A 26308-nucleotide genomic window follows, 5' to 3' on the forward strand; every position below is an offset into this window, starting at 1 on the left:
TACCGGTGGGCGGAGACAAAAAGGCCTCCCGTGCACCCGGCAGAGCTCGCTTATCCTTGCTGCCTTCCGGCCCTGGGGAGGTTCACGAGATACCGCCGCACGGGAGGTAACGCCCACCCTACCCGACCCCCGGTGGATCTTCAGGGGGTGGTGGGGTGGCCCGGCGGGCGGGGACCTGTATCCTGGCTCGCGGAGGATTCGCCTAGAGGCCTAGGGCGCACGCTTGGAAAGCGTGTTGGGATAAAACCCTCACGAGTTCGAATCTCGTATCCTCCGCTCACACGAGCAGCACGAACGTCAGGGCCGGCCCCACAGGGACCGGCCCTGAATCGTCTCTACGGTCGCTCTCGTCTCACTTGCCCTGTTCCGGCTGCTCGGGCGGCGGCCTGGTGGCCCTCTCCCCCGGCCCGGTCGGCGGGTCGCCCCAGAGCAGCCCGCCGAGCTGCTGCGCGATGTCCCGGCGTACCTGATCGGTCAGGTGCTGGTAGCGGACCGCCATCGCCGAGTTCGACCAGCCCATGATGCCCATCACGGCGCGGCCGGAGACGCCCAGGACCAGGAGCGCGGTAGCGGCGGTGTGCCGGGCGTCGTGCAGCTGGCCGTCCCGCGCTGAACTGCGAGGCTGCAAGGTGGCCGGAGCGTGGCACACGCGCTCTGTTCGGGATTACCTTGCACCTTCGGTGGATCTTGTTGTAGGTCGGCCGTTCGGAGCTAGACGAGTTCCTGTTGGCCCGCGCGTTGGCGCATGACTCGCCGCCGCCGTTGTTCCGGCCGGCAACATCATCTTCTTCGGCTCGATCGACGTCGACATCGAGGGCGAGTTGGCCCAGCTCGGCCCGACCGGAAACCGACCGCTGCGGGTACGCGACACCTTGTTCTGAACGGCCGAACGGCTTTCAGTGCGCACCGGTCAGCCCGGCCAACCCCCTCGCGCTCGGCATTGTTCAACGTGCCCTGGGGCTGCTCGTTCTGGCGTCGGTCGGCCTGCACCCAGTTGTGAGGGGTGTGGGGGGCTGACCCCCAGGTCTCGTGCGACCTGAGCGACCGGCTTGTCGGCCTCGACCACGATGCGCACCACACCGGCGCGGAACTTCGGATCGAACCGGCGTCTGGTATTTCCCCGACCTGATCATCCCTCTTGGTTCAGTCTCCACGGTACGAGGAGAAGTACCGGGGCGGCCCCTGCTCCCTGGGGTGCGCACGACGGCCGACGTCTCGTCGTCGGGTTGTCAGGCGTGGGAGTAGGCGCCTGTGTTGAGGTCGTCCAGGAGGGTGGGGCCGGTGGGTGTCCAGCCGAGGATTTCCTGGGTGCGAGTACTGGAGGCGGGGATGTCCAGGCCGAAGAATCCGCCCATCCAGCCGAAGTGAGCTGGTGCGTTCTCGGCCGAGATGGAGGCGACGGGCAGGTCGAGCGCGTGGCCGATCGCCTCGGCGATCTGGCGTGTCGGGACTCCTTCCTCGGCGATCGCGTGCAGGAGCGAGCCCGCGGGTGCTTTCTCCAGTCCGAGGTGGACGAGGCGGGCGGCATCGGAGCGATGCACCGCGGGCCACCGGTTCGTACCGTCGCCGATGTAGCAGGCAACGCCCTTCTCCCGCGCGATACCGACGAGTGTGGTCATGAGGCCGTTGTCGCCCGCGCCGTGCGTGGTGGGGGCGAACCGCACCCCGACCACGTGCACGCCTCGGGCGAGGTAGTCCAGTGCGAGGTTCTCGCCGCCGCCGCGAGGGGTGTCGGGGCCGTGGAACGGGGAGGCATCGTCTTCGGTGGCGGGACGACCACCGCCGACCGGGATGATGCCCGAGGCGAACAGGAACGGCCGACCCGAACCTTCGAGGGTGTCCCCGATTGCCTCGATCGCGGCTCGCTCGGCCTTGTTCGAGACGGCGGGGTTGTCGAAGTCGTGCTTGTTGGCGAGATGAATCACGGCCTCCGCGTCCGCGGCGCCCGCGCGGATGCCGTCGAGGTCGTCGAGGTCGCCGCGCCGGACCGTGACGCCCTTGGCTTCCAGAGCGGCGGCGGAGGTGTCGGAGCGGGCGAGGCCGACGACGTCGTGACCGGCCGCGAGCAGCTCGTCGACGGTGGCGGAGCCGATCCAGCCGGATGCCCCGGTGACGAAAACGCGCATGGATGGATCTCCTTCTTGATGCCGGCAACCAACACCCCGATGATGTCAGCCGCTGTCATCAGCCTAACGCATGATGTCAGCCGCTGTCATCAGTAGGATCTCGCTATGGCGCGATGGGATCCAGGTGCGAGGCAGCGCCTACAGATGGCGGCACTGGAGCTCTATGTCCGACAAGGCTTCGAGAAGACGACCGTCGAAGAGATCGCCCAGAGCGTCGGCCTGACCGAGCGCACGTTCTTCCGTCACTTCGCCGACAAGCGCGAGGTGCTGTTCGACGGACAGGACATGCTGCAACAGGCATTCCTGGACGGCGTGCGCGCGGCCCCGCCGTCCGCGTCGCCACTGGAGATGGTCACCGCAGCCCTGGCCGTCTCGGCGGAGTCCTTCACCGACGAACGACGGCCCTGGTCACGTCAGCGCCACGCGGTCATCACGGCGAACCCCGGCCTACTGGAACGCGAGCTGCTGAAGAGGGCATCGCTCGCGGCGGTGATAGCCGGCGCGTTGCGTGCGCGCGGCGTCGCCGAGCGAGCGGCCGTCCTCGCGGCGGAAACCGGCGTGACGGTTTTCAACGTGGCCTTCTCCGAGTGGATCGCCGAGGACGAACAGAGGTCACTAGCCGAGGTCGAGCGTAAGGTGCTGGAAGAACTGAAGGCACTGGCAGCTTGACATTCTTCGCCGTCGAAGCCCCGATGGCCGGCGACGACGCGCAGGATTAGTCGTACAGCGCAAGATCATGTGCAACCTAAGGGCAGGGGCGAAGCAAGCAGCCTCCCGGCCCGCGTCAGATACGGCCGTATCAGTTGTCGCCTCGTTCGGCCATGTTCAAGGTCATCCGCTCAGCTCCTTTGCCGCGCCTACGCTGCTGATCCGCACTGTGGCAGTACGCGATGAACCCGAGGCGACAGACTTGGAAAGCGTGTGGGGATGACACTCGCACGAGTTCGAATCTCGTATCCTCCGTGCTCTTGATCAGCAACAACGTCGAGGGTCGGCCCCGGTCGGGAGCCGGCCCTCCGTCGTCTCTGCGGACACCCCGGCCGAGGTCGCACCGCGCTATGCCCACGGCAGAACGGTCACCCCGGCCCCCGCACCGCCCCCTAGGGTTTCCGCAACAGCGGCCGGTCGGGTGGGGAGGCAGCGATGCGGGTCGTCTTCGTGCACGGGGCGTGCGTACGCGATGGGGCGTGGTGGTGGTCCCGGGTCAACTCGCTGCTCGCGGCCGGCGGGACGGCGAGCGTCGCGGTACGGCTACCGAGCTGCGGCGAACTACCGGACGCGCGCCGGCCGGCGGGGCTGGACGACGACGTCGAGGAGACCCGTCGGGTGTTGCGCGACGCCGGGCCGGCGATCCTCGTCGGCCACTCCTACGGCGGGGTGGTCGCCACTGCGGCGGCCGACGCCGGGGACGTCCGGCACCTCGTCTACGTCAGCTCGTTCCTGCCCGACGTGGGTGAGTCCCTGGCCGATCTCGGGCCCGCCGGACCCGCGCCCCACCTGGAGTTCTCCCCCGACGGCACGTTCGCGGCCCGGTCCGAGCTGGCCGCCCCGCTGTTCCTGCACGACTGTGACCCGGCGGCGGTGGACGGTGCGCTGGCCCGGCTGGTCCGGCAGGACGCCGCCGTGCTCACCACCCCGGTCCGCTACGCGGGCTGGCGGTCGACCCCGTCGACGGCGGTGGTCTGCGCCGGGGACCGGGCCACCCCGCCGGAGGTGCAGCGCGCCCAGGCGACTCGGGCGGGACGGACGGTGGAGCTGGCCACCGGGCACCATCCGATGCTCTCCCACCCGGATCTGCTCGCCGCGCTGCTGCGGAAGATCGCCGCCGAGCGCGACTGACGACGTATGCACGGGACGCATACCGGTCACCGGCCGGTGGCGTTGAATAGGCCGATCCAGCGCCTGCGGACGGGAGCCACCTGTGCCCGAATCGTTGACGACTACCGACTGCGCCCGGTGCGGCGGTCGCCTGGCCCGGGACAACGACACCGGCAGGTGTACGCCCTGTCATGCGGCGGAGCGGGACCGACTGGTCGCTCCGCCGAGCGTCCCGGACAGGTTCTGGGAGCACGGGCCGATTCGTCGCGCATTGGCCGAACGGCATTTCGGGCGGCTCCTCCGTGCCTGTCGCCACCATCCGTACCACGGGCGGCAACCGCTGCCCCAGACGATCGTCGCCGGCTGGCTCGGACTGACTCAGGCGCAGCTCAGCCGGGTGGAGACCGGCGCACCGGTCGTACATCTGGATCGGCTCGTCCATTGGGCGCGTCTCCTCCAGGTGCCCGCTGCCCAGCTCTGGTTCCGGCTTCCTCAGCCCGGGACGGAACCGGTCGCCACCGGCGACGATGCGGTGCCCGACTCCCATCTGCTGCAAGCGCTTCGGTCGGCCGACCGGCAGATCGGGGGCAGGCACCTGTACGTCGCCGTCGTGGCACACCTGGACCGTTTCTCCCCACGTGCGGTGGAGGGGGGTTCCTGGCCACGCCGAGCATTCGCCGTCGCCGCCTCGATGCACGAGATGGCGGGGTGGATGGCGCACGACTCCGGATCACCGAGGCTGGCCGACCGCCACTTCCGGGACGCGATGGGACTGGCCGAACGCAGCGGCGAGACCGGCCTCGCCGGTCAGATCCGGGGAAGCCTGAGTCATCTGGCCAGTCATCAGGGCGAGGCGGTCGCCGCGATCTCCCACGCGGTCGGCGGGCTGAACGTCCTCGCCGACGATCGCACCGACGGCCCGACCCGGGCCCGGTTGTTCGCGCTCCACGCGCGGGTTGGCGCTGGCCGGCAAGGCCGACGAGTGCCACGCTGCGCTTCAGCGGGCCGAGCGGGCGTTGACCGCACCCCACGCTTCGCGGGCGGAGTGGTTCAGCCCGTTCGACGCCAACTCGCTGCAGGTCGACGTGGCCCGCTGTCTGCTCCAACTCGGCGATCTGACAGCAGCGGTCGATGTGCTTGACGGCATCATTGACGAACAACCTGTCGGACGGGTGCGTAGTCAGGCGCTCGCCCGGCTGCTGCTCGCCGCCGCGATGATCGGCCAGGGGCGGGCCGACGAAGCCTGCCCGGTGGTGCACCAGGCGATGGAGCAGAGCACCGGGCTCGGGTCGGCCGTGGTCGTCGGTCACCTTCGGCAGGTCGCTCTGCTGTTGCGTTCGCACGTCCGTCATTGCGCGGAGGTGCCGCCGCTGCTGGGCCGGCTTCAGCACACATTCCGGGAGAGAAACTGGGTGGCTGCCCCGCTGCCGAACGCCTGACTCCGGCCCACAATGGCTGTCATGGCCGATCAGCGCCCCCTCTACGAACGCGATCCGGAAGCCTGGCAGGCGCACCTGGCGGAAGGCAACGCGAAGCAGGCCCGGAAGCGGGTCGGTGCTGATGTGCTGCTCCGCAACGAGCGGGGTGACATCCTGTTGGTCGATCCCGCCTACAAGCCGGACTGGGATCTCCCGGGCGGGATGGCCGAGGCCAACGAGGCACCCCAGGTGGCAGCCGAGCGGGAACTACGCGAAGAACTGGGTCTCCGGCGGCGGGTCGGTCGCCTGCTGGTCGTGGACTGGGTCGCGCCACACGGTCCCTGGGACGACAGCTTGATGTTCGTCTTCGACGGTGGGGTGCTCGATGACGGACCGACTCCGGCGGACGAGGAACTGCGCGGATGCGGTTTCTTCCCCGTCGACCAGGCCCGGACACTCCTGCGTCCCTACGTCTGGAGTCGACTCCGCCACGCCCTCGACGCGGCCGGGGACGGCCGACCGCGTTACCTGACCAACGGCACGGATCAGGAATCGACATCCCGCGGGTGACCGTGGGCATCGACTAGAACCAGTACCGTACGGGCACTCACGGCGGCTCCGGACCCGTCGTACACATGTGCTATCCACAGGGTGTGGATGGCGGGGGGATCGGATGAGTTACCAGCTCAGCGCGGTCGTCGCGGATGTCGAGCTGCTGCGCGAGCAGACCGCCGACCTGGATCACGCGGTGCTGGCCGCGCTCCGACAGGATTTCGCGCTGCTGCCGGTGACCCCGCAACTGGTCGAGGAGCTGACCGGCGCGCTGCCGGACTTCCACCCCGAGGAGCCGACCGCCGGGCAGCCGTTCGAGCTGGTCCTCTCGCCGGCCCTGAATGGGCTGCTGGACCGCTGGTCGCGGCGGGGGCCGGTGGCATATCTGGAGGCGGAGTTCGCCGGAGGCCTCGGCCGGCAGGCGTCGGCGGTCTGGCTCGGCGGCCGGTTGAGCTGGGGTCCGCGCTTCGACCGCGCCTTCACGCTGCCGCGCGAGGAGTGGCCGATCAACGCGGCGCTGGTCCGGCTCGGCGCGGAGCCGGGGCGGTGGCTCGACCCGTTCGCCGAGCTGGGTCTGCACCTGGAGCGGAACACCGCCGGTTGGCTGGCCCACGGCCGGCGCGGGCTGACCGCCGACTACTGGGACGAGCTGGCCGAGGAATGGGAAGGGCAGCAATTCCCGGCTGACCAGCAACCTGAACGCCCCGGTCCCGTTGGGGACTGGGGGATTCTATGAAATTGCGACAATTTGCCGTACTTGCGGCGTTACTGGTGGCTGCCTCGGCGTCGGGCAGCGGCACCCATCCATCGGGGCCCGACGTCCCGGCACAGCCGATCGGCGCCAGTCAGGTAGTCGGGCTGCACGGGCTGGCCGGCGCGGAGTTCGGTGCCAGCGAGACGGAGCTGACCCGACGCGGGGTGCTCCGCGCCGATGCCGACACCTGCGGCATGACGCTGGCCGGTCACGGGACGGCCAGCCCGATCTTCGTCGACGACCGGCTCGTGCTGCTCTGGCTCGACGATCCGATGAGCACCCCGGAGGGGATCACCGTCGGCACCCCCGTCGCGGAGGTGCTGACCCGCTACCCGTCGGCCGTCCGGCTGCGCGCGCCGCCGCGGACGTACCGGTTCGACGGGCTACTCGCCCGCGACGGCGACCGGGGGTACCTCTTCCTGCACGACGGCACGGCCGTCCGGGAGATCATCGCCGGGTACGCCGACTGGGCCCGCCGCCTCTTCGACGAGGGGCACAGCCCCTGCTGAGCCCACGCTGCCGACCAGCCGAGTAACCGATGGCTCATGATCGACCACCGTGGAATCATCTGCTCGCCCGCGCAGCGGCGCGGCAGCTCACGGGGGAGTCATGGTGAGAACGTTCCTGTCCACACGACCGCACCGCCGACCGGGCACGGTCGCGAGGTGGGTGGCGATCAGCGCCACCATCGCCGCCACCGTCCTGATCGGACCGGCGGCCACCCTGGCGGCCGGCCCGTCGGGCGGCAACACCGCGACCGGTGTACGGCAACCAGCGCCGACACCTGCCCCCGCGCCGGCCGCACCAGCTTCCGTGCCCGCTGCGTCAGCTTCCGTGCCCGCCGTGTCAGCCCCTGCCGCGCGGGGAACCGCACCGGTCGGACCGGGACCGGCGTCGGGACGCCCCTGGACGGCGTCGACCACCCCGGGCGGGCCGGCCGGGCTTCCGGTGACCAGCGGGCGACCGGCCACCGAGGCGGTCCGGGCGACCGAGCCACCGGTACGGGCCTCCTCCCGCACCGCGCCACCGAAGGCGCCCCGACCCGGGCGCACCTGCGGTGGGGTCCTGCCGCTGGGCGCGGTGGTGACATGCGCGTCGATCATCGACGCGCAGCAGCACCGGTGGACGGTCACCACCTCCGCCGACCAGGACATCCTGGTCACCCAGCTCACCCGGGGCAGCGGCGACCACACCCAGGGCTGGGTCACCGGCCCCGACGGCGCGCACGCCTGCTGGTTCGGCATCGACTCGGGCAGTTGCCAGCTCGGGCCGGCCGGCACCTACACGATCACCGTGAAGCTGCCGCACCCGACGGGCAGCGGCAACTACACACTGGCCGTCGAGTCCACCCGGACGCCGTCGACGTGTCAGGAGCTGCCCGAGTCGTTCTTCTCCTTCGCCTCCCCGGGGATCACCGGCACCCTGGCGGCGGGCGCGGCGGCGCACTGCTTCCGCTTCGACCAGCCGGTGCACTCGGTGCTGCGGACGTACGACCCGGGTGGGGCGCCCGACGTGCTGGGCCAGGTCCTCGACGCCAACTACCAGCCGTTGTGCGAGGTGCGGTACGTCGACCGGTGCGCCCTGGACCAGCCCGGCCCCTACCGGCTGTTCCTGCGGGAGCAGTACGGCACCGCTAGCGCGTACACCCTCCGGATGCCCCGGCTGTCGCACCCGGTCGGCTGCCCGGCCGTGCCGCTGGCCCCGTTCGGTGATCCCGGCGCGGCCGTCGGCAGCGGGACGGTGAGCCAGCGCGAGGAGGTGGGCTGCCACGCGGTCACCACCCCCGCCGCCGGTCCGCTGCTGATCCGGCTCAACCAGTACCACGACCAGTACCTCTCCTGGACGATGTACGACGCGGCCGGTGACCAGGTCTGCTCCGAGTACGACCCGGACCGTGGTTGCCCCGTCCCGGCCGCCGGGTCGTACACCCTGCTGATGCTCAACCGGAACGACTTCGGCACCGAGATCAACTATCAGGTGGCGGTGACCCGCCTCGACCGCACCGACGGCTGCGCCCCGGCCACCGGCACGTCCTGGGACCAGGCCGCCCTCCCACTGCACCAGACCTCCCAGGTGCAGACCAACTGCCAGCCCTTCACCGGCACGGCCGGCCAGCGCGTGGTCACCTACACCGCGCCCGACCGCTACAACGACGCCTGGTCCTGGCTGGTCGACGCCTCCGGCACGGCGATCTGCACCCAGTCGGAGGAGGGGGAGGACGGCTGTGTGCTGCCCGCCTCCGGCACCTACCGGGTGATCACCTACCTGAGCTGGTGGCAGACCGACAGCACCGACCTGACGTACCGGTTGCAGGTGCGCCGGCTCTCCGACCCGGCCGGCTGCCCGACCATCACGCCCGGCAGCTACCAGGCCGCGCCCGCCGGGGCCCTGGGCGGCATCCGCTGCCGGATCCTCGACCTGCCCACCGCCGGCACCTACCGGGTCAAGGCGATGACCTCCGACAACTACCGGCGGTACGGCAACGTCTATGACAGCACCGGGCACAAGCTCTGCACCGGCATCTCCTGCGAGGTGCCGGCGGCGGGGAGGTACACCCTCGTTCTCGACGGCAGCATGACCCGCACGGTGATCGACAACGACGTGCAGCACGCCTTCGCGCTGCTGCCCTGGCAGGTCACCGGCTGCCCGACCGTCTCCGACACCGGCTGGCGGGACGCGCCGCACCGGGGCACCTTCCAGGCCGCGGCGCAGTACCACTGCCTGCGGCTGCCCAGCCCGGCCGGGGCCCGGGTCGTCGGGCTGCTGCCGGGGGACGCGACGGAGGCGACCACGCCGGAGATGAGCGTGGTCGACGCGACCGGTGACGAGGTGTGCGACTCCTACTCGCTGCGCCAGTACGCCTGCGAGCTGACCGGTCCGGGACCGCACTCGGTGCTGCTGAACGCCGAGGACGGCTACCCCACCACCTCGTACTCCCTCGGGATCGCCCGGGTGGACGGCCCGCCGGCCTGCCCGGTGCTGGCCGACGACGCGGCGGGGTCCACGGTGACCACGGGCGCGGACCGCTTCGCGGTGTGCCTCTCCGTGCCGGCCGGTCGGCACACCGCCCGGGAGAGCTTCACCTGGACCCGGACCGCCGGTACCGGTGACGCACGGCTGTCGATCTTCGACAGTCAGGGCATCCGCTACTGCGGCCCGAGCGGTTACTCGGTGGGGCGGACGATCACCTGCACGCTGCCGGCCGGCCCGGTCACCGTGCTGCTGGAGTCGGACGCGGTCGCCGCGACCTATCGGCTGACCCACGCGCCTGCGCCGTGACCTGCGGTGGGCCGGCCCACTCCGGTCGGCCCACCGCACCGCGCAGAAGCAGAACGCCCGGTGCGATCCTCGCGGATCGACCGGGCGCTTCGCCTGTTCGTGAGCGGTGGCGGCGGGATTTGAACCCGCGGAGGGCGTAAACCCTCACACGCTTTCGAGGCGTGCTCCTTAGGCCACTCGGACACGCCACCGCCGACGAGGGTACAGGAACCCGGGTTCGGATGCCGCACCGGTATCGCTCCGGTCGGCCTGGCAGGATCTTTGCCATGAGTACGCACATCGGCGCTAAGCCGGGCGAGATCGCCGAGCGGGTCCTGATGCCGGGCGACCCGCTGCGGGCCAAGTGGATCGCGGAGACCTACCTCGAGGACGCCACGTGCTACTCGACGGTGCGGGGCATGCTGGGTTTCACCGGGCGCTGGAACGGCGTCGAGGTCTCCGTCCAGGGTTCCGGCATGGGGATACCGTCCGCCTCCATCTACGCCCACGAGCTGATCAACGAGTACGGCGCGAAGACCCTGATCCGGGTCGGCTCCTGCGGCGCGCTCACCGAGGACCTCCAACTGCGGGACGTGGTCGCGGCGATCGGGTCGTCGACCGACTCGAACATGAACCGGATGCGCTTCGACGGGTTGATCGACTACGCCCCGGTCGCCGACTTCGGGCTGCTGCGTACCTCGGTCGAGGTGGCCGAGCGGCGCGGCATCACCGTGCACGTCGGGCCGATCCTCGCCGCCGACGCCTTCTACACCGACCGGCCGGACCTGTACGACACCCTCGCCGACTACGGGGTGCTGGCGGTGGAGATGGAGTCGGCCGCCCTCTACACGATCGCCGCCCGGTTCAAGGCCCGCGCCCTGACCCTGCTGACGGTCAGCGACCACATCAAGACCGGCGAGAAGACCACCGCGCAGGAGCGCGAGCAGACCTTCGGCCAGATGGTGGAGATCGCCCTGGACACCGCCGTCACCTCCTGACCGGGGGACGGCTCGCAAGGGGGCCGATGTTGCGCTATCGCCTGGGGCGGAAAGCGCAATATCGGCCCCCTTGAGTCGATCAACGGGATAGCGACTCGATGAGGGGCGATTCGGGGAGCGCAGTCAGCGGAAGAAGGCGCGCAGGAGGGTGGCGTTCTCGGCAGCCAGGACGCCGGCATAGACCTCGGGGCGGTGGTTGAGGCGACGGTCGCGCAGAACGTCCCAGAGGGAGCCGGCGGCACCGGTCTTGGGCTCCCAGGCACCGAAGACGACGGTCGAGATCCGGGCCAGCACCAGTGCGCCCGCGCACATCGTGCACGGCTCCAGGGTCACCACCAGTGTGCAGTCGTCCAGCCGCCACCGACCCAGCCGCGCGGCGGCCCGGCGCAACGCCAGCACCTCGGCGTGCGCGGTCGGGTCCCCGGTCAGCTCCCGTTCGTTGCGGCCGACGGCCAGCTCGGTGCCGTCCGGGCCGTAGACCACCGCCCCCACCGGCACGTCCTCCACCGCCCCGCCGCCCCGGCCCACCCCGGTCGGCTCCCCGGAGCCAGGTTCACCAAGACCAGGCCCGGTGGAACCGGGCTCCCCGGAACCAGGCCCACCAGAACCGGGCCCACCAGAAGCGGGCCCGCCGGAACCAGGCCCAACAGAACCGGGCCCGCCGGAGCTGCTGGCGGAGAGCGGTGCCGGGCCGGTGACGGCGATCTCCAGCGCGCGGCGCATCCACCGCTCGTGCCGTTGCCGGCGGCCGGTGGGACCGGGGTCGATCAGCGGCGCCGGATCGCCGGCGTCGGGTGGGGCCGAAGGTCTGTCAGACCTCACGCAGCTCCTCGACCTCGTCGGCGCAGCCGAGCACCTGGCACACCCCGGCGGTCACGTCGGCGGGGAGCATGCCCTCGTGGGCGCAGAGCTTGAGCAGACGTTGGGCGGAGATGCCCAGGTCGGCGAGGATGTCGGCGTCGCCCACCGGGTCCGCCTCCGGGTCCACGACCGGTTGCTCGCTCTCCTCGTCGCCACCGCCGGCGGTGGCCGACGGCGGTTCGTCGACGTCGTCGAGGCCGGTGACGGAGGTCTTGAGGTCACCGACGAGCAGCGCGCCCAGCCGGGACTCCTCCGCGAACGCCGAGTCGGAGCCGAAGACCCGCAGGTCCTCCCCCTCGTCGAGGCGCAGCAGCACCAGGTACGCGTCGTCGGCCTCGACGAAGAGCAGCGACACCTCGGCGTCCGGTTCGACATCGCGCAGCCGGTCGGCGACCTCGTCGATGTCGGTGGCACCTCGCAGGTTCACCTCGGCGGCGTTCCAGCCCCCCTCGTCGCGCACCACGGCAGCAGCGAAGTACGACATGGTTCCCCCCAAATAGAACTCGGCACAGCCGACCGTTACGCGTGCACGTTAACCGGTCGGGTCGGCAGCAGACCGGTCAACGCCCCGAAGGGCGGGCCGATCCGGGAAAAGTTCGTCAGCCGGCGACGCGACGACGGGTGGCGATCAGTTGGCGCAGCCGCTCGGTACGTTCCCGCTGCGGCCGTACCCGCTGGTGTACCGCACGGGCTCCCGCCAGCTCGGCGAGAATCTGGAGGCGGCGACGGCTCCGCTCGGAGTCGAGCCGCGGGGTGTTCCAGGCCATACCGAAGAGCGTCCCCAGTCACAGCGGGTACGTCAAGATGGTGCGGCAAACGAAGCCGCGCAACGACGCAGAGTCACCACATCGGCCAGTCCGCGCTGACCGCCCACCGCACCACGACGATCCCGAACGCGATGCTCCAGCCGCCGGCGGTGACGATCGCAACGCCGGTGCCGACGCCCCGGTCGCCGTAACGGACCAGGGCCAGCGCGGCGAGCCAGGCGAGCGCACCGGCGATCACCGTCCACCAGGCGTAGCCGGCGACGTCCCGGCCGAGCAGGCCGAAGAGCACCAGCCAGGCGGCGGCGAGCGCGCCGCCCGAGGCCACGGCGGCACCGGTGACCGGATGCGGTTCCCGCCAGGTCGGCCGCCGGGGCGGCCCGGAGGGAAAGAGACCCGAGGCGGCGTACGGGACGTGGCCCGCAACGGGTCCGGGCTGGTGGTTCGTCGTCACTGCTCCCCCTCCGGCCGGGACGGACCCCGCGGCACCCCACCGGGGCGACTGGTCGAAACGGACCGGCCGACCCGCGCCACGGAGCCGTCGGGCGGCCACCTGTCGGCCGGGTGCTGCTGTCGGTGCGACCTCCACCGTAGCCGTCTGTCAGGATGTCCGAATGTCCCTGCTGCGACCCGCCCGACGTCGCACCCGTCCGGCGTACCCCGTGCTGCTGGTCGTGGCGGCGTTGCTCGGCGGCTGCGGGACGGACCAGCCGGCCGCGCCCCCGGTCTGGGACGCTCCGACGGCGGTCGCGACCGGCGACCAGCCGGCGGTGCCGACGACCCCGACGGGCACGCCGTCGGCCACCCCGGGGGCCGGGACGCCGTCGACCACGCCGGACCCGGCCGCCCTGCGCCGGGTCTTTCCGGTACGCGCGGGCAACGTCGCCTACCACCCGACGCACTCGGGTTACCCGGGCACGGACATCTTCGCCGACTGCGGGGAGCCGGTGGTGGCGGTCACCGACGGGACGGTCCTGGAGGTGAGCCGGGTGGACCGGTTCGACAAGAAGGGGCCGCTGGGGCCGTACAACGGTGGCCTGTCGGTATCGTTGCTCGGCGACGACGGGGTGCGGTACTACGGGTCGCACCTGAGCGCGATCAGCGCGGGGATCGACGCGGGGGTCCGGGTGTCCGCCGGCCGGCAGCTCGGCGAGGTGGGCCGCACGGGCAACGCGAACAACGTCTGCCACCTGCACTTCGGGCTCTCGCCGAAGTGCACCGGGCACGACGACTGGTGGATCCGGCGGGGCGTGGTGTGGCCGGCGAAGTATCTGGACTCGTGGCGGGGCAAGGGCAACCGGTCCCCGGTCGCGGCGGTGACCGCGTGGGAACGCGAGCACGGCTGCCCCCGCGCCCCGCGTGGCTCCTCGGGCGCGGGCTGACCGACCGCACGACGGCCGCGTCATCGGTCGTACGCATTGACGTAGGTATTACCCGTCGGTTAACGTCCCGAGTGAGAGAGCGCTCTCTGGAATAACTAACCTCCCGAATTCCGACGTACCGCGTGCAGTTGGCCGTCCCGACGGCCCCGCGCGGAGGAGGCACGATGACACCTCCCGTCCCCCGGCGCCGCGCCCCCTGGGTGCTCGCCGCCACCACCGCGCTGGCCGTCCTCGTCGGCGGCCTCACCCTCACCACCGCCGGCAGCCCCGCCGAGGCGGCCACCGTCGGCGCCGGCAGCTACACCACCGACCCGGTCGGCCCACTGCCCAGCGGCTGCGGCGCGCTGTCCACCAACCCCCGCCAGTTCGCCACCGCCAACGCCCCCGCCGGGCCGGTGCCCACCAACGACTGGTGGTCGTCGCTGCTGTGGAAGAAGACCAACTGCTCCTACAGCGAACCGCTGCACGCCCACCCGGTGTCCTACCAGCCGTTCAGCGACGGGCTCGGCTTCTCGGCGCCGTCCACCGCCACCGTCACCGGCACCTCGACCGGGGTGGGCGAGTTCAAGTACACCTACACCGAGGACATCCGGGTCGGGGTGGCCGCGCTCGGCGCACCGGTGGTCAAGGTCGACGACTGGACCGACTGGACGGTCACCCCGTACTGGAGTGACGGGGCGCGGACCCTGCGCGCCACCATCGGCCACGGACTGCCGTTCGCCTACTTCCAGGCCAGCGGCGGGGACGCCCAGATCAACCCGACCGGTGGCGCGGCCACCGTCTGGTCCCACAGCGGCGGCACCATCGGCTTCACCGTCCGGGGCCACGACTACGTCGGGTACGCCCCGACAGGGGCGAGCTGGACCGTCAACAACGGACGGATCACCTCCAGCCTGGCCGGCAAGGGCTACTTCTCGATCGCCCTGCTGCCACCCACCGCCGACGCCACCGCCCGCGCCACCCTGGCCAGCAGCTACGGCCGGTACGCCCACGCCCACGTCACCGGCACCCGGGTCGACTACACCTACGACCCGGCGACCAGCGCGGTGAACACCACGTACTCGTTCACCACCACCGCCCGGGAGGGCACCGCCACCCAGACCGTGGTCAGCCTCTACCCGCACCAGTGGAAGTCGCTCGCCGGCAGCACCCCGCTCACCCAGACCTACCCGTCGGCGCGCGGCCGGATGAAGGTGCTGACCGGGGTCGCCTCCTTCCGCACCACGATGAAGTTCCACGGCGTCCTGCCCGAGGTGCCCGCCGTGGCCACCGGGTCCGGCACCGACCTGGCCCAGCTCAAGGAGCAGCTCGCCGCCGTCCGGGGCAACCCGATGGACCAACGCGGCGGCGACACCTACTGGACCGGCAAGGGCCTCGGTCGGGCCTCCCGGATCGCCGAGATCGCCGACCAGGTCGGTGACACCGAGACCCGCAACGCGGCGCTCAACGCCATCCGCAGCACCCTGACCGACTGGTTCACCGCCACCCCCGGCAAGACCGCCAAGGTCTTCTACTACGACCGCAACTGGGGCACCCTGATCGGCTACCCGGCGTCGTACGGGTCCGACCAGGAACTCAACGACCACCACTTCCACTACGGGTACTTCGTCGCGGCGGCGGCGACGCTTGCCAAGTTCGACCCGACGTGGGCCACGCAGAGCCAGTACGGCGGCATGGTCGACCTGCTCATCCGGGACGCCAACAACTACCAGCGGTCCGACACCCGCTTCCCCTACCTGCGGGACTTCGACATCTACGCCGGGCACGACTGGGCCGCCGGGCACGGGTCGTTCAACGCCGGCAACAACCAGGAGTCCTCGTCCGAGGGGATGAACTTCGCCAACGCCCTGATCCAGTGGGGGCAGGCCACCGGCAACACCGCCGTCCGCGACGCCGGCGTGTTCATCTACACCACCCAGGCCGCCGCCATCCAGGAGTACTGGTTCGACGTCGACAACGAGAACTACCCCGAGGCGTTCGGGCACTCCACCGTCGGCATGGTCTGGGGCGACGGTGGCGCGTACGCGACCTGGTTCAGCGCCGAACCGGAGATGATCCAGGGCATCAACATGCTCCCTGTCACCGGCGGTCACCTCTACCTCGGCTACCGGCCGGCCTACAACAAGGCCAACTACGCCGAACTGGTCCGCAACAACGGCGGTGAACCCACCGTGTGGCAGGACATCCACTGGCAGTTCCTGGCCCTCGGTGATCCGGACGCGGCGCTGGCCAAGCTGCGGGCCAATCCCGGCTACACCCCGGAGGAGGGCGAGAGCCGGGCGCACACCTTCCACTGGGTCCGCAACCTCGCCGCGCTCGGCCAGGTCGACACCACGGTCACCGCCAGCCATCCGCTGGCCGCCGTGTTCAGTCGCAACGGCGCCCGCACCTACGTGGCCAGCAACATCACCGCCGCGCCGTTGACGGTGCGTTTCTCCGACGGGACCAACCTCACCGTGGCCGCCGGGAAGACCGCCACCACCGGGGCGTACACCTGGAGCGGTGGCAACGCGGCCGGCGGCACCAACCCGAGCCCCACGCCGACCACGTCGCCCACCCCGTCCCCGACCGGGCCGTCGCCGACCCCGACCAGCCCGACCCCGCCGCCGACCACCCCGCCGGCCGGCTCGCCGACCAGGTTCCTGCTGCCCGGGGGCGGGCTCGGGGCGGCCGGCAGCGCGACGACGACCACGGTGGCCGGCACCGGGGGCGCCAACCACGACGGCACCCCGAGCAACCCGGTGGTCTTCACCGCGACCCGGCTCAACCTCACCTACGCCGGGGGGCAGACCGGGTTCGACCTGTTCCTCGACGCCGGCCAGTCGGTCGGCAACGGGGTGCAGGCCCGGGTCTCCTACGACCTGACCGGTGACGGCTCCTTCGACCGGGTGGAGACCTACCGCTACTTCGCCACCGATCCGGTCCCCGGCTACGAGCACTACACGCAGAACGCCGGCCTGCACTCCGCCACCGGCACGCTGGGCAACCTCTCCGGCGGCACGGTCAAGGTGGAGGTCTGGTCGGCGATCGGCGTCAACCCGTCCACCCTCGGCATCGGCAACCAGTCGGTCGTGAAGCTGCCGTACTCCTGATCCTGTCCCCGCTGTCCACACCCCGCGCCGCCGGTCGTCCCCCGACCGGCGGCGCGGGCGCGTAGGTTGCCATCCATGAGCGCCAGAGACCCCGTCGCCGACCTGCGTCGGATCGCGTTCCTGCTGGAGCGGGCCAACGAGGCCACCTACCGGGTACGCGCGTTCCGCTCGGCGGCGACCGCCCTCGCCGCGCTGCCGGCGGCGGAGCTGACCGAGCGGGCCCGGACCGGGACGCTCACCGAACTGTCCGGGGTCGGCGACGTCACCGCCCGCTGCGTCGCCGAGTCGCTGGCCGGCGAGGAGCCGGTCTACCTGCGTCGGCTGGTCGCCACCGAGGGCACCGACCTGGACGAGGCGGCCGGCGCGCTACGGGCCGCGCTGCGCGGCGACTGCCACACCCACTCGGACTGGTCCGACGGCGGATCACCGATCGAGGAGATGGCGCTCGCCGCGGTCGAACTCGGCCACGAGTACGTGGTGCTGACCGACCACTCGCCCCGGCTGACGGTGGCCCGGGGCCTCACCGCCGACCGGCTGCGCCGGCAACTCGACCACGTGGCGGCGGTCAACGCGGCCCTGCCCGAGGGGTTCCGCATCCTCACCGGGATCGAGGTGGACATCCTCGCCGACGGGACCCTCGACCAGGACGAGGAGCTACTGGCCCGGCTCGACGTGGTGGTCGGCTCGGTGCACAGCGGCCTACGCGACGAGCGGGCCAGGATGACCCGCCGGATGCTCACCGCGATCGCCAACCCGCACCTGGACATCCTCGGCCACTGCACCGGACGGATGGTGTCGTCCCGGCCCGCGGGGGTGACCGGCCCGGGTGACAAGGGGCACCGGGCGCGGACCCGCGCCGAGAGTGAGTTCGACGCGGACGCGGTCTTCGCCGCCTGCGCCGAACACGACGTGGCCGTGGAGATCAATTCCCGGCCGGAGCGGCAGGACCCGCCGAAGCGGCTGATCCGCCGTGCGCTGGAGGCCGGCTGCCGGTTCGCCATCGACACCGACGCGCACGCCCCCGGGCAGCTCGACTGGCAGCAGTTCGGCTGCGTCCGGGCGGCCCTGTGCGGCGTCCCCGCCGACCGGGTGGTCAACACCTGGCCGGCGGACCGCCTCATCGACTGGACCCGCACCCACGCCTGATCCGCCGCCCCGCCCCCGTTACCCGCCGCCGCAAGCCAACAAGCCCGACGGCCGGGCCGGGGTGGGCCGGCGGCCGGGGTGGGGGTGGAGCCGAGGCGGGCCCGGCCGGCCACGCGATGATCCACTCCTGTGGGCCGTAATTGCGGTGTCCCACCGCCTCGGATACCGCAACTACGGCTCCGATGAGTCGATCATGCTGATGAGCCGGGCCGGCGGGGGTCAGCAGACGGTGGCCTCCGGCTCCGGCACCGCCGCCGCGTCGGCGCCGGCAGGCCGGGCAGTAACGGACGCGCCGACACCGACGGGGGTTGTCGCCACGGGCGTGTCACCAGCGGCAGGCGGTGCGGCAACGGACCCGTCGGCGGCGACGGACGTTCGGCGGGGTCGGCGGGGGCCGAGCAGGCCTTGGGCGACGGCGACGCCGAGCAGCACGACCAGCGCACCGACCGGCTGGTGCCAGTTCAGCCGCTCGCCGAGCACCAACGCGCCGATCAGCACCGCGAAGATCGGCACCAGGTAGGTGACCGTGGCGGCGGTACTCGCCCCGGCCAGCCGGATGTTGCGCAGGTTGATCACGAAGGCCAGCCCGGTGCCGAGCGCGCCGAGCGCCAGTACGCTCCCGACCACCGGCAACGACAGGCCGGTCGGTGCCGGTGGCGACCCGGCCACCAGCAGCCCGACGACCGCCAGCTGGGCGGTGGCCACCAGCAGTTGCGCCGCCGAGAGCGACAGCCCGGAGTGGGCGCTGCCGGCGATGAACCGCTTCTGGTACGGGATGGCCACCCCGTAACAGGCCGCCGCGCCGAAGCACATCAACTGCCCGGTGAAGTGCGCCCCGCCCACCCCCTCCCAGACGCCGAGCACCACCAGCACGCCGAGGAAGCCCAGCCCGAGCCCGACGGCGGCCCGCACGGTCAACCGCTCGGTACGGAAGACCAGCACCGCCAGCGGCAGCACGAACAGCGGTGTGGTGGCGTTCCAGATGCCGGCGAGCATCGACTCGACCCGCTGTTCGCCGTAGCCGAACAGGGTGAACGGGATCGCCACCCCGAACGCGGCGACCACCACCAGGTGCGCCCAGATCCGGGGCTCCCGGGGCAGCCGGTCACGGAGCAGGAGCAACACCACCAGCAGCGTCGCCGCGCCGGTCGCCACCCGGTAGAGGGTGAGGTGCAGCGGGTGCAGCTCGGCGATGCCGACCTTGATGAACAGGAAGCTGGAGCCCCAGATCGCGGCGAGGGCGAGGAAGCCCGGCAACCAGCCGCGCAGTGCGGCACGGTCAGGAGTGGTGTGGCCTGTCACCCCTTGCACTCTGCCCGAGCGGCAGGACGATGTCCCGCGTATTTCGGTCGCCGTGTCGTCGGCCACAGCTCGCGGACCCGATCCTGTCCGCCCTCGGCGAGCAGGTGCGTTACCGCCTCGCCACGCGGCCGGTCGGCGGGCGGTGACTCCGGGCCGCCGTGCAGCCGTTGAGCGGGCAGCGGCTTCGGCTCCACCCGGCCTTCCCGGTCGGCGTCGATCCGGGCGACCTGCCGCCCTGGGCTCCGTGCCAGGAACCCGGACGGCTCCGCCTCGTTGAGCGACCGGAGGTGTGGTGGTTGAGGTCGTCGACGAGCGGTACGGGACCGGTGCCCGAACTGGCCGGTGGTTGGACCGTACGCCGGGCGGAGCGGCACCTGCCGGTCGGCGCGCTGGCCGGCACCCGGCACGAGTGCGTCGACGGCCGGCTGGTGGTGACCCCGTTCCCACCGGCGGTGGAGAGTGTCGCGACGGCGACCCTGGCCAGCGCATTCGTCCCGGCGGCCGAGGCGGCGGGACGACACGTGCTCGGCCGGGTCAACCTGACCTTCACCGCGTCCTGCTGGATCCAGCCGGACGTCACCGTCCTGCACACCCTGCCGGCCGGCGACGAGCAGGAGCGCTGGGTGCCGGCGACCCTGTGCACGATGGCGGTGGAGTTCGTCCGGCGCGGTGCCCGGCGCAACCCGGTCGACCGGCTGCGCCGCTGCGCGGCGGCGGGGGTGCCGTGGTTCCTCCGGGTGGAGTTGGACCGGCGGCCCCAGCGGATGACCGCGACCCTGCTCGGCCGGGACGACGGCGGCTACCCGGTCGTGGGTCGGGCGGTCGGTCACCAGCGCCTGCGTTCCCGGTTGCCGTTCCCGATCGACTTCGCCCCGGCCCGCCTGCTGCCCCCGACCTGACCGGCCGGCTCCGCCGCACCGATGGTCCCGGTCGCCACCAGATCCTCGGAACCCGGCCGGCAGCCGATGGCCCCGCCCCTCCTCCTGGGCCCGCAGGTTCGGGACGCTGCCTCGAACCCGACAAACGCGCTCGACAACCGGACCCGCTGGTCACGTAGGGTCGCAGCGTGGGACGAATCGATGACCTCGCGAACCGGTACGTGGCTGACTGGGCGCCACTGAGCCCGACCGGCGCCACCTATGTCGGCATCGCCGGCTACGACGACCAACTCGACGACCTCTCGCCCGCAGGCTACGAGGCACGGGCCGAGTTGACCCGGCGCACTCTCGCCGACCTGGACGTGACCGAGCCGGAGTCCGAGGCGGAGCGGACCGCCAAGGAGGCCATGCAGGAACGCCTCGGGCTGGAGTTGGCCCGCCACGACGCGGGCGAGATCACCAGCGAGGTGAACGTCATCGCCAGCGGGCTGCACGAGATCCGGATGGTGTTCGACCTGATGCCCACCGAGGGCGAGCAGGGCCGGGCGGCGGTCGCCGCGCGGCTCAACCGCTTCGCCGGCACGTTGGAGGGTTACAAGACCACCCTGCGCGAGGCCGCCGCCGCCGGTCGGGTCAGCTCCAAGGTGCAGCTCAGCGAGGTCGCCAAGCAGTGTGACACCTGGACCGACCCGCACGGTGACAACTTCTTCCACGGTCTGGTGCAGCGGCTGGACACCGACGGCACGCTCGGTGCCGAGCTGCGCCGGGGTGCGGCGGCGGCGACCGCGGCGACCGTCGAGTTCGGCCACTTCCTGCGCACCGAGTTGGTCCCGCACGGGCGGGACAAGCAGGCCGCCGGCCGGGAGCGCTACGAGTTGGCCTCGCAGTACTTCCTCGGCGCGAAAATCGACCTGGACGAGACGTACGCCTGGGGTTTCGCGGAGCTGGCCCGGTTGGAGGCCGAGATGCGGACGGTGGCGGGCCGGATCGCCGGGTCCGGTGCCACCATCGACGAGGCGGTGGCCGCGTTGGACGCCGACCCGGCCCGGACCATCCAGGGCAAGGAGGCGTTCCGGGACTGGATGCAGGCGCTGGCCGACAAGGCGATCGGTGAGCTGCACGGCACCCACTTCGACATCCCCGAGCAGGTCCGCCGGATCGAGTGCTGCCTCGCCCCGACCAGCGACGGGGCGATCTACTACACCGGGCCGAGCGAGGACTTCTCCCGCCCGGGGCGGATGTGGTGGGCGGTGCCGCCGGGCATCACCGACTTCTCCACCTGGCGCGAGGTGACCACGGTCTACCACGAGGGCGTCCCCGGGCACCACCTCCAGGTCGCGCAGACCGCCGTCCGGGCGGAGCTGCTCAACCGCTGGCAGCGGCTGCTGTGCTGGGTCTCGGGCCACGGCGAGGGGTGGGCGCTCTACTCGGAGCGGCTGATGGACGAGCTGGGTTACCTGGAGGACCCGGGCGACAAGCTCGGCATGCTGGACGGGCAGGCGTTCCGGGCGGCCCGGGTGATCATCGACATCGGCATGCACCTGGAGCTGGAGATCCCGAGGGACAACCCGTTCGGTTTCCACCCGGGCGAACGGTGGACGCCGGAGCTGGGTTGGGAGTTCATGCGTTCGCACTGCCGGGTGCCGGAGGAGAACCTCCGTTTCGAGCTGAACCGTTACCTGGGGTGGCCGGGGCAGGCGCCGTCGTACAAGGTGGGCGAGCGGATCTGGCTCCAGGCCCGGGAGGACGCGAAGGCCCGCAAGGGTGCCGACTTCGACCTGAAGGAGTTCCACCGGCAGGCGCTCGACCTGGGCGCGCTCGGGCTCGATCCGCTGCGCCGGGCGCTGGCCCGCCTCTGAGCCCTCACCGGCCACCCGCCCGGCACCGGCCGAAGCGCACACAGCGGGCCGGCCCGGTCGGCCTGATGCAGGGGGTGCGGTCCGGCCGGGTGCCGGGTGGTCCGGCCGCAGACGGGGATAGACGGCGGGACGGGCAGGCCGCAGGCCCAGGTCAGTGGTCGGGGGCGGGCGGGTGCCCGCCCCCGACGCACCTGGGGGTGGAGGAAAGCTCAGGAGAGGCTGAGCGCCAGCGCGGGCCGGGCGGTCAGCGTGTCGGAGTCGACGAACGCCAGGTTGATCACCGGGTCGGTGAAGGTGATCGGGATCGGTGAGGTGATCGGGATGCCGTCGGGGAACGGCAGGTCCGGGGTCAGCGTGATCTTGATGCCGAGCAGCCGGCCGACGAACCGGGTGGCATAGAACGCGACGTCACCCCGTACCGTCAGCTCGTCGGTGACGTACCGCTGGTGGCGGCCCGCCGGACCGTCCGCGACCAGCATGAAGTCGGCGGTGACCGCCTTGCTCATGCTGAACTTCAGCACCGTCAGCGCGCCGTCCGTGGTGGGCAGGTCGACGATCCCCTCGAACCGCAGCCCGGTCATGGTGACCTTGGTACCGGTCAGGGTGGACGGCTGCCGGGCCACCCTCGGCTGTCCTGCCTCCGGGGCGATCCTCGGCAACGGCCGGCCCGGCTGCACGGCACCGGGTCGGCCGGGTTTCCCGGGGGCGCAGCGGGTGCCGGGCCGGGTGGTGGTGGGTTTCGGCCGGGTGGTGGGGGTGGCCTTCGGGGTGACACCGGTGCCCGACGACGGGCCGGCGCTCGGCGGGGCCGTCCCGCCACCGCCGGTGAACAGGTCACCGAGTCCGTGCAGGAGGTCGGTGAGGAGGTTGCCGTCCGGCGTCGACGAGGGTGTCGGGCTGGCGTCGGGGGTGACCGTCGGGGGTGCCGTCCGGCTGGCCGAGGGCCGGGGGGCGGCGGTCTTCGTGGGTGCCGCCGTCGGGCAGGCGGTGGGGGTGGGCCTCGGCGCGGCGGCCCGTACCGGCTGCGGCGCGGCGGCCACCAGCCCTCCGGCGGTGAGGCCGAGCGCCAGCAGCGCGACCGCGAAGTAGCGCGGGTCGCGACCACCGGTCGGATCTTCCGGGTACGCCACGTCGCGCGACCGCCGCCCGACCGGGCCGAACTCCCCGTCCGCACCCTCACGCGAACCACGGTCCGCACCGGAACCGCCGTCCGCGCCGGGACCAACCCCGACACCGGAACCACGGTCCGCACCGGGACCACCGTCCGCCTCGGGACTGTCGAGAATGTCGACGCCGCTGTCCCGGCCGGCATCGTCGTCCGACGCGGCACGAGGGTCCGGACCGGAGCCGGCAGGGGCGCCGGCGCCCGGCCCGGCGTCGGCGCCGGGCCGGGCGCCGGGTCGGACGGGTGTCCAGGCGAAACCGAGGGCGCTGCCGACGAGGCCGAGCAGCAGACCGACGAAGAACCCGCCGAGGTTGAGGCCGATCAGGGAGTAGATCGTGGTGACCGCCGCGACGATCGAGTAGAACAGCCGCTGGCCGGGGCTCCACCAGAGCAGCAGACCGCAGGTGACCAGGATGCTCGGAATGAGCAGCGAGTAGAGCCCGGTCGCCCCGGACGAGAAGCTCAGTCCGTTGAGGGTCATCCGGGTGGAGGCGAACATCTCCACCCCGGCGAGCACGGTGAGCAGCCCACCCCAGAACGGGCGGCTGCGTCGCCACCGGCGGAAGCTCCGCCACCCACGACCGGGGCCGCCACCGGCCCGCACGTGTTGCGGTTGCGCGCTTGTCACGTACTCCTCCTGGTGAGCGGGCGGGTGGCGGTGGAAGCGACGGGCCGGGCCCCTGCTGTCCGGCGCTGGTGGTGGAAGGGGCCCTTCCCGTCGTCGGGCGCGGCTCAGTTGTCCGCGAAGCACTCCTTGCCCTTGGCGGCGTCGCCGACGTTCACCTTGAGCCGCAGGCCGGTCAGGTTGAAGGTGGCGGCCGTGGTGTAGCGGGACACCTGCTGGAGGTTGGTGATGGTGACGTGCTGGGCGTCCTGGCCGAACGAGCCGGCCTGCGCCGACGGGTTCAGGTCGGTGGCGTCCCGGCCGATCCGGATGTTGGTGAAGGTCGCTTCGCCGGCCAGGCTGTCCATCGCGATCATCATGTTCTTGGCGGTGGCCGGCTTGTCGTCACCGGCGTTGATGGTCAACACCACCGGCAGGCCGGGCAGGTCGGCGCGGACGGACTGGCAGAGCTTGTAGAGCTGGGCGCTGCTGATCTCGGAGAGGGCGACCGGGTGGACCTTCCCGTTCTTCTCCTTGACGATGCCGCCGTACTGCGTGAAGCCGTCGCCCTCCAGGCGCTCGGCACCGATCTTGAAGGTCTGGCCGGAGACGGTGATGTCGGAGGCGATGGCTCCGCTCTGCATCCCGAACAGGATGGCGCCCACGGCGGCCGACGCGGGCACGATCATCGCGGCGAAGCGCCGCCACCGGGTACGCCCCGGGTCGTCGATCCGATTCTGCACGGATTCCTCCTCAGGCTGGTGCCCGGTCGCGGGAGCCGGTCGCGCCGCGGCGCGGGCCGGAAGATCTGTTACCGGCGGGTAACGAGGGTGCGCCTGATGGTGCACCCACTGAGGCGTGGCTCACAAGACCTCGCCTACCGACCGGTAACCCCCGGCGACCGGGAGAGGCGTCCACTCTTCACGCTGGGTGCTGCCAGCCCACCCCGAGCGGCCGACGTCAATGCGGCGAATGCCACCGAATCCGGCACCACCCGTTACCCAGAGTGGCAAACCATTGACGAGTTACGATTTCATAACGTGCACTGGCCGCTATCGGAGCGACACGGAGGGCGGGCCGGAAACCCGACCCGCCCTCCGTACCGGTGAAAAACGTCAGCGCTTGCCGGCCCCGTCCCCGGCCCGCCAGTTCGTCGACGCGGGCGGGATCTCGTCACTGAGCGGGCCGCCCTGCCGCGCCGCGGCCGGCTGCGCGACCCGGGTCGACGCGTCCCGCGCCGGCCCGCCGGTCGGGGCCCCGTCCGGTCGAGGGCGTGCCCCGGCCGTCGACGCACGTCGCCCGGAGGCGATCAGCCAGATCCCCAGCAGCAGCAGTACGGCACCGAGGACGGCCAACCCGATCGGCAGGGTACGACCGATCAGCTGGAGCTTGTCCCGGGTCACGCCGGCCGACTTCACGCTGTTGGCGATGGTGGCCTCGTCATAGACGAAGTCCGCGTCCAGCAGGGCCACCGTCGCGCCCTGGTTCGGCACGAAGGTCTTCCGCTGCTGCTCACGTACCTTGACGAAGTTGCCGCTGACCGGCTCGATCCAGATCGTCCGGGTGTTGCTGTAGGTGACCTTGCCGGTGGTCGCGCCCGGTGCCAGCGCACCGGCCAGCGCGGTCAGCGAGCCCGCCGGGGTGACCAGGTCGGTCTCCGGGATCTGCTGCACGTACCGGTACGCCTCGATGCCGTTGATCTGCTCGGTGCCGTCGAACGCGATCGGCAGCCCCTTGCGCAGGTCCCGGTCGAAGTAGGTGTAGTCCTGACGCTCCGCGCGGAACGGGAACTTGTAGGTCTGCCCGGCAAAGGTCACCGAGTCGTCGGTGCCGCCCGGGCCGTCGGTGTCCAGGTACTGCTTGTCCCAGTCCCGGGCGGCGGCGCTCACCCGGTCCAGGGCGAACTCGGCCGCGTACTTGCTGACGTCCGAGCCGTTGTCGGTCCGCACGACGGTGCCGTAGACGTCCCAGACGACCGCCTCGCCCTTGAGGTCGCCGGTCATCTCCTTCTCGGTCGTGGACGCCTGCGGCACCACCTCGGTGGTGGCCTTGAGCTGACCGGTCTGGATCGTCGGCTTACCGTTGAGCACCTGCATGTAGGTGGCGTTCTCGGCGACCGCGACGCTCGCCCGCAGGCAACCGTCCGGCTTGCCGTCCGCGTTGCAGAACGTCAGGTCGTACGGCAGCTTCGTCACCGACGGCGCCACGTAGTACGCCGTTCCCGCAGCGACCGCGAGGGACAGAACGCCGATGCCGAACAGCGCGGCACCCAGGCGAGCCTTCACTGGTCCTCCCTAACAAAGACAGTCAGCCGGTTACCGGCAGAAGATC

Annotated in this window: 22 protein-coding genes, 2 tRNA genes, 1 other RNA gene and 3 pseudogenes; 15 read left to right on the plus strand and 13 right to left on the minus strand. The window is 71.7% G+C overall.

From position 1 onward, the window contains the following. Positions 1-19: 19 nt before the first annotated feature. Positions 20-109: signal recognition particle sRNA small type (gene ffs / locus GA0070216_RS19550), an RNA gene on the minus strand. A gap of 82 nt (positions 110-191) precedes the next feature. Between ffs and GA0070216_RS19555 the strand changes: the two genes are divergently transcribed. Further along, positions 192-276: transfer RNA gene (locus tag GA0070216_RS19555), tRNA-Ser, on the plus strand. A gap of 76 nt (positions 277-352) precedes the next feature. On the opposite strand, the pseudogene GA0070216_RS19560 reads toward GA0070216_RS19555, so the two are convergent. The 3 genes and pseudogenes from GA0070216_RS19560 to GA0070216_RS19570 all read right to left on the minus strand — a co-directional run. After that, positions 353-610 (minus strand): annotated as a pseudogene (locus GA0070216_RS19560) (tyrosine-type recombinase/integrase); the annotation flags it as partial. A 300-nt stretch (positions 611-910) separates the two neighbouring features. Continuing rightward, positions 911-1102: pseudogene (locus tag GA0070216_RS36640) on the minus strand (transposase); the annotation flags it as partial. Positions 1103-1229: 127 nt separating this feature from the next. Further along, the gene (locus GA0070216_RS19570) at positions 1230-2126 is read right to left on the minus strand and encodes an SDR family oxidoreductase (protein WP_091247825.1); all 897 of its coding nucleotides are present in this window, start codon (positions 2124-2126) and stop codon (positions 1230-1232) included. Positions 2127-2270: 144 nt separating this feature from the next. Here GA0070216_RS19570 and GA0070216_RS19575 point away from each other — a divergent pair, with 144 nt between their 5' ends. The 8 genes and pseudogenes from GA0070216_RS19575 (at position 2271) to GA0070216_RS19605 (ending at position 9947) form a co-directional block, all read left to right on the plus strand. Next, complete coding sequence (locus GA0070216_RS19575; protein WP_091247827.1) at positions 2271-2795, plus strand: TetR/AcrR family transcriptional regulator; 525 nt, start codon at positions 2271-2273, stop codon at positions 2793-2795. 474 nt (positions 2796-3269) lie between these two features. After that, on the plus strand, positions 3270-3965 hold the full coding sequence (locus GA0070216_RS19580; RefSeq protein WP_091247830.1) for an alpha/beta fold hydrolase: 696 nt from the start codon (positions 3270-3272) through the stop codon (positions 3963-3965). Between the two features lie 82 nt (positions 3966-4047). Further along, positions 4048-4359 (plus strand): annotated as a pseudogene (locus tag GA0070216_RS36455) (XRE family transcriptional regulator); the annotation flags it as partial. A 541-nt stretch (positions 4360-4900) separates the two neighbouring features. Then, entirely contained in the window at positions 4901-5383 is a 483-nt protein-coding gene (locus tag GA0070216_RS35605) for an NsdA family TPR-like regulatory protein (RefSeq protein ID WP_245722596.1), read from the plus strand. 21 nt (positions 5384-5404) lie between these two features. Next, positions 5405-5932: an NUDIX domain-containing protein gene (locus GA0070216_RS19590; protein ID WP_091247833.1), complete on the plus strand. Its 528-nt coding sequence runs from the start codon at positions 5405-5407 to the stop codon at positions 5930-5932. A 103-nt stretch (positions 5933-6035) separates the two neighbouring features. Beyond that, positions 6036-6650 (plus strand): hypothetical protein, encoded by a 615-nt coding sequence (locus tag GA0070216_RS19595; RefSeq protein ID WP_091247835.1) that lies wholly within the window; start codon positions 6036-6038, stop codon positions 6648-6650. A gap of 32 nt (positions 6651-6682) precedes the next feature. Further along, complete coding sequence (locus GA0070216_RS19600; protein WP_425413172.1) at positions 6683-7177, plus strand: hypothetical protein; 495 nt, start codon at positions 6683-6685, stop codon at positions 7175-7177. Between the two features lie 439 nt (positions 7178-7616). Next, complete coding sequence (locus tag GA0070216_RS19605) at positions 7617-9947, plus strand: hypothetical protein (RefSeq protein ID WP_091247839.1); 2331 nt, start codon at positions 7617-7619, stop codon at positions 9945-9947. A gap of 104 nt (positions 9948-10051) precedes the next feature. Here GA0070216_RS19605 and GA0070216_RS19610 read toward each other — a convergent pair. Beyond that, positions 10052-10138, minus strand: a tRNA-Ser gene (locus GA0070216_RS19610). Between the two features lie 75 nt (positions 10139-10213). On the opposite strand from GA0070216_RS19610, the gene deoD reads away from it, so the two are divergent. Continuing rightward, positions 10214-10924, plus strand: a complete 711-nt coding sequence (gene deoD, locus GA0070216_RS19615) for a purine-nucleoside phosphorylase (protein WP_091247841.1) — start codon at positions 10214-10216, stop codon at positions 10922-10924. Between the two features lie 123 nt (positions 10925-11047). Here the strand turns inward: deoD and GA0070216_RS34620 are convergent, their stop codons facing one another. The 4 genes from GA0070216_RS34620 to GA0070216_RS19630 form a co-directional block, all read right to left on the minus strand. Next, positions 11048-11452 carry a nucleoside deaminase gene (locus GA0070216_RS34620; protein ID WP_176739049.1) on the minus strand — a complete coding sequence of 135 codons (405 nt, stop codon included), beginning with the start codon at positions 11450-11452 and terminating at the stop codon, positions 11048-11050. 283 nt (positions 11453-11735) lie between these two features. Continuing rightward, positions 11736-12269, minus strand: a complete 534-nt coding sequence (locus tag GA0070216_RS19625; protein WP_091247845.1) for a tRNA adenosine deaminase-associated protein — start codon at positions 12267-12269, stop codon at positions 11736-11738. Positions 12270-12384: 115 nt separating this feature from the next. Beyond that, entirely contained in the window at positions 12385-12552 is a 168-nt protein-coding gene (locus GA0070216_RS34625) for a hypothetical protein (protein ID WP_176739050.1), read from the minus strand. A gap of 73 nt (positions 12553-12625) precedes the next feature. Next, positions 12626-13003 carry a hypothetical protein gene (locus GA0070216_RS19630; protein WP_091247848.1) on the minus strand — a complete coding sequence of 126 codons (378 nt, stop codon included), beginning with the start codon at positions 13001-13003 and terminating at the stop codon, positions 12626-12628. A 160-nt stretch (positions 13004-13163) separates the two neighbouring features. Here GA0070216_RS19630 and GA0070216_RS19635 point away from each other — a divergent pair, with 160 nt between their 5' ends. From GA0070216_RS19635 to GA0070216_RS19645, 3 genes are all read left to right on the plus strand, one after another. Continuing rightward, positions 13164-13931, plus strand: a complete 768-nt coding sequence (locus tag GA0070216_RS19635) for a M23 family metallopeptidase (protein WP_091247851.1) — start codon at positions 13164-13166, stop codon at positions 13929-13931. A 164-nt stretch (positions 13932-14095) separates the two neighbouring features. Then, entirely contained in the window at positions 14096-17023 is a 2928-nt protein-coding gene (locus tag GA0070216_RS19640) for a glycosyl hydrolase (RefSeq protein WP_091247852.1), read from the plus strand. A gap of 75 nt (positions 17024-17098) precedes the next feature. Next, positions 17099-18169 carry a PHP domain-containing protein gene (locus tag GA0070216_RS19645; RefSeq protein ID WP_091247854.1) on the plus strand — a complete coding sequence of 357 codons (1071 nt, stop codon included), beginning with the start codon at positions 17099-17101 and terminating at the stop codon, positions 18167-18169. A gap of 219 nt (positions 18170-18388) precedes the next feature. Here GA0070216_RS19645 and GA0070216_RS19650 read toward each other — a convergent pair whose 3' ends face one another. Then, positions 18389-19471, minus strand: a complete 1083-nt coding sequence (locus GA0070216_RS19650) for a DMT family transporter (protein WP_091247856.1) — start codon at positions 19469-19471, stop codon at positions 18389-18391. Between the two features lie 296 nt (positions 19472-19767). On the opposite strand from GA0070216_RS19650, the gene GA0070216_RS19655 reads away from it, so the two are divergent. Next, on the plus strand, positions 19768-20370 hold the full coding sequence (locus tag GA0070216_RS19655; protein ID WP_176739051.1) for a Uma2 family endonuclease: 603 nt from the start codon (positions 19768-19770) through the stop codon (positions 20368-20370). 167 nt (positions 20371-20537) lie between these two features. Beyond that, on the plus strand, positions 20538-22208 hold the full coding sequence (locus tag GA0070216_RS19660) for a DUF885 domain-containing protein (protein WP_091247861.1): 1671 nt from the start codon (positions 20538-20540) through the stop codon (positions 22206-22208). A 209-nt stretch (positions 22209-22417) separates the two neighbouring features. Here GA0070216_RS19660 and GA0070216_RS19665 read toward each other — a convergent pair whose 3' ends face one another. From GA0070216_RS19665 to pgfA, 3 genes are all read right to left on the minus strand, one after another. Next, complete coding sequence (locus tag GA0070216_RS19665; RefSeq protein WP_245722598.1) at positions 22418-24001, minus strand: DUF6114 domain-containing protein; 1584 nt, start codon at positions 23999-24001, stop codon at positions 22418-22420. Positions 24002-24105: 104 nt separating this feature from the next. After that, positions 24106-24720 (minus strand): DUF6230 family protein, encoded by a 615-nt coding sequence (locus GA0070216_RS19670; protein ID WP_091247865.1) that lies wholly within the window; start codon positions 24718-24720, stop codon positions 24106-24108. 372 nt (positions 24721-25092) lie between these two features. After that, entirely contained in the window at positions 25093-26262 is a 1170-nt protein-coding gene (gene pgfA, locus GA0070216_RS19675; RefSeq protein WP_091247869.1) for a cell envelope lipid trafficking protein PgfA, read from the minus strand. Between the last annotated feature and the right edge of the window lie 46 nt (positions 26263-26308).

Source organism: Micromonospora matsumotoense, from assembly GCF_900091525.1.
Taxonomy (GTDB): domain Bacteria; phylum Actinomycetota; class Actinomycetes; order Mycobacteriales; family Micromonosporaceae; genus Micromonospora; species Micromonospora matsumotoensis.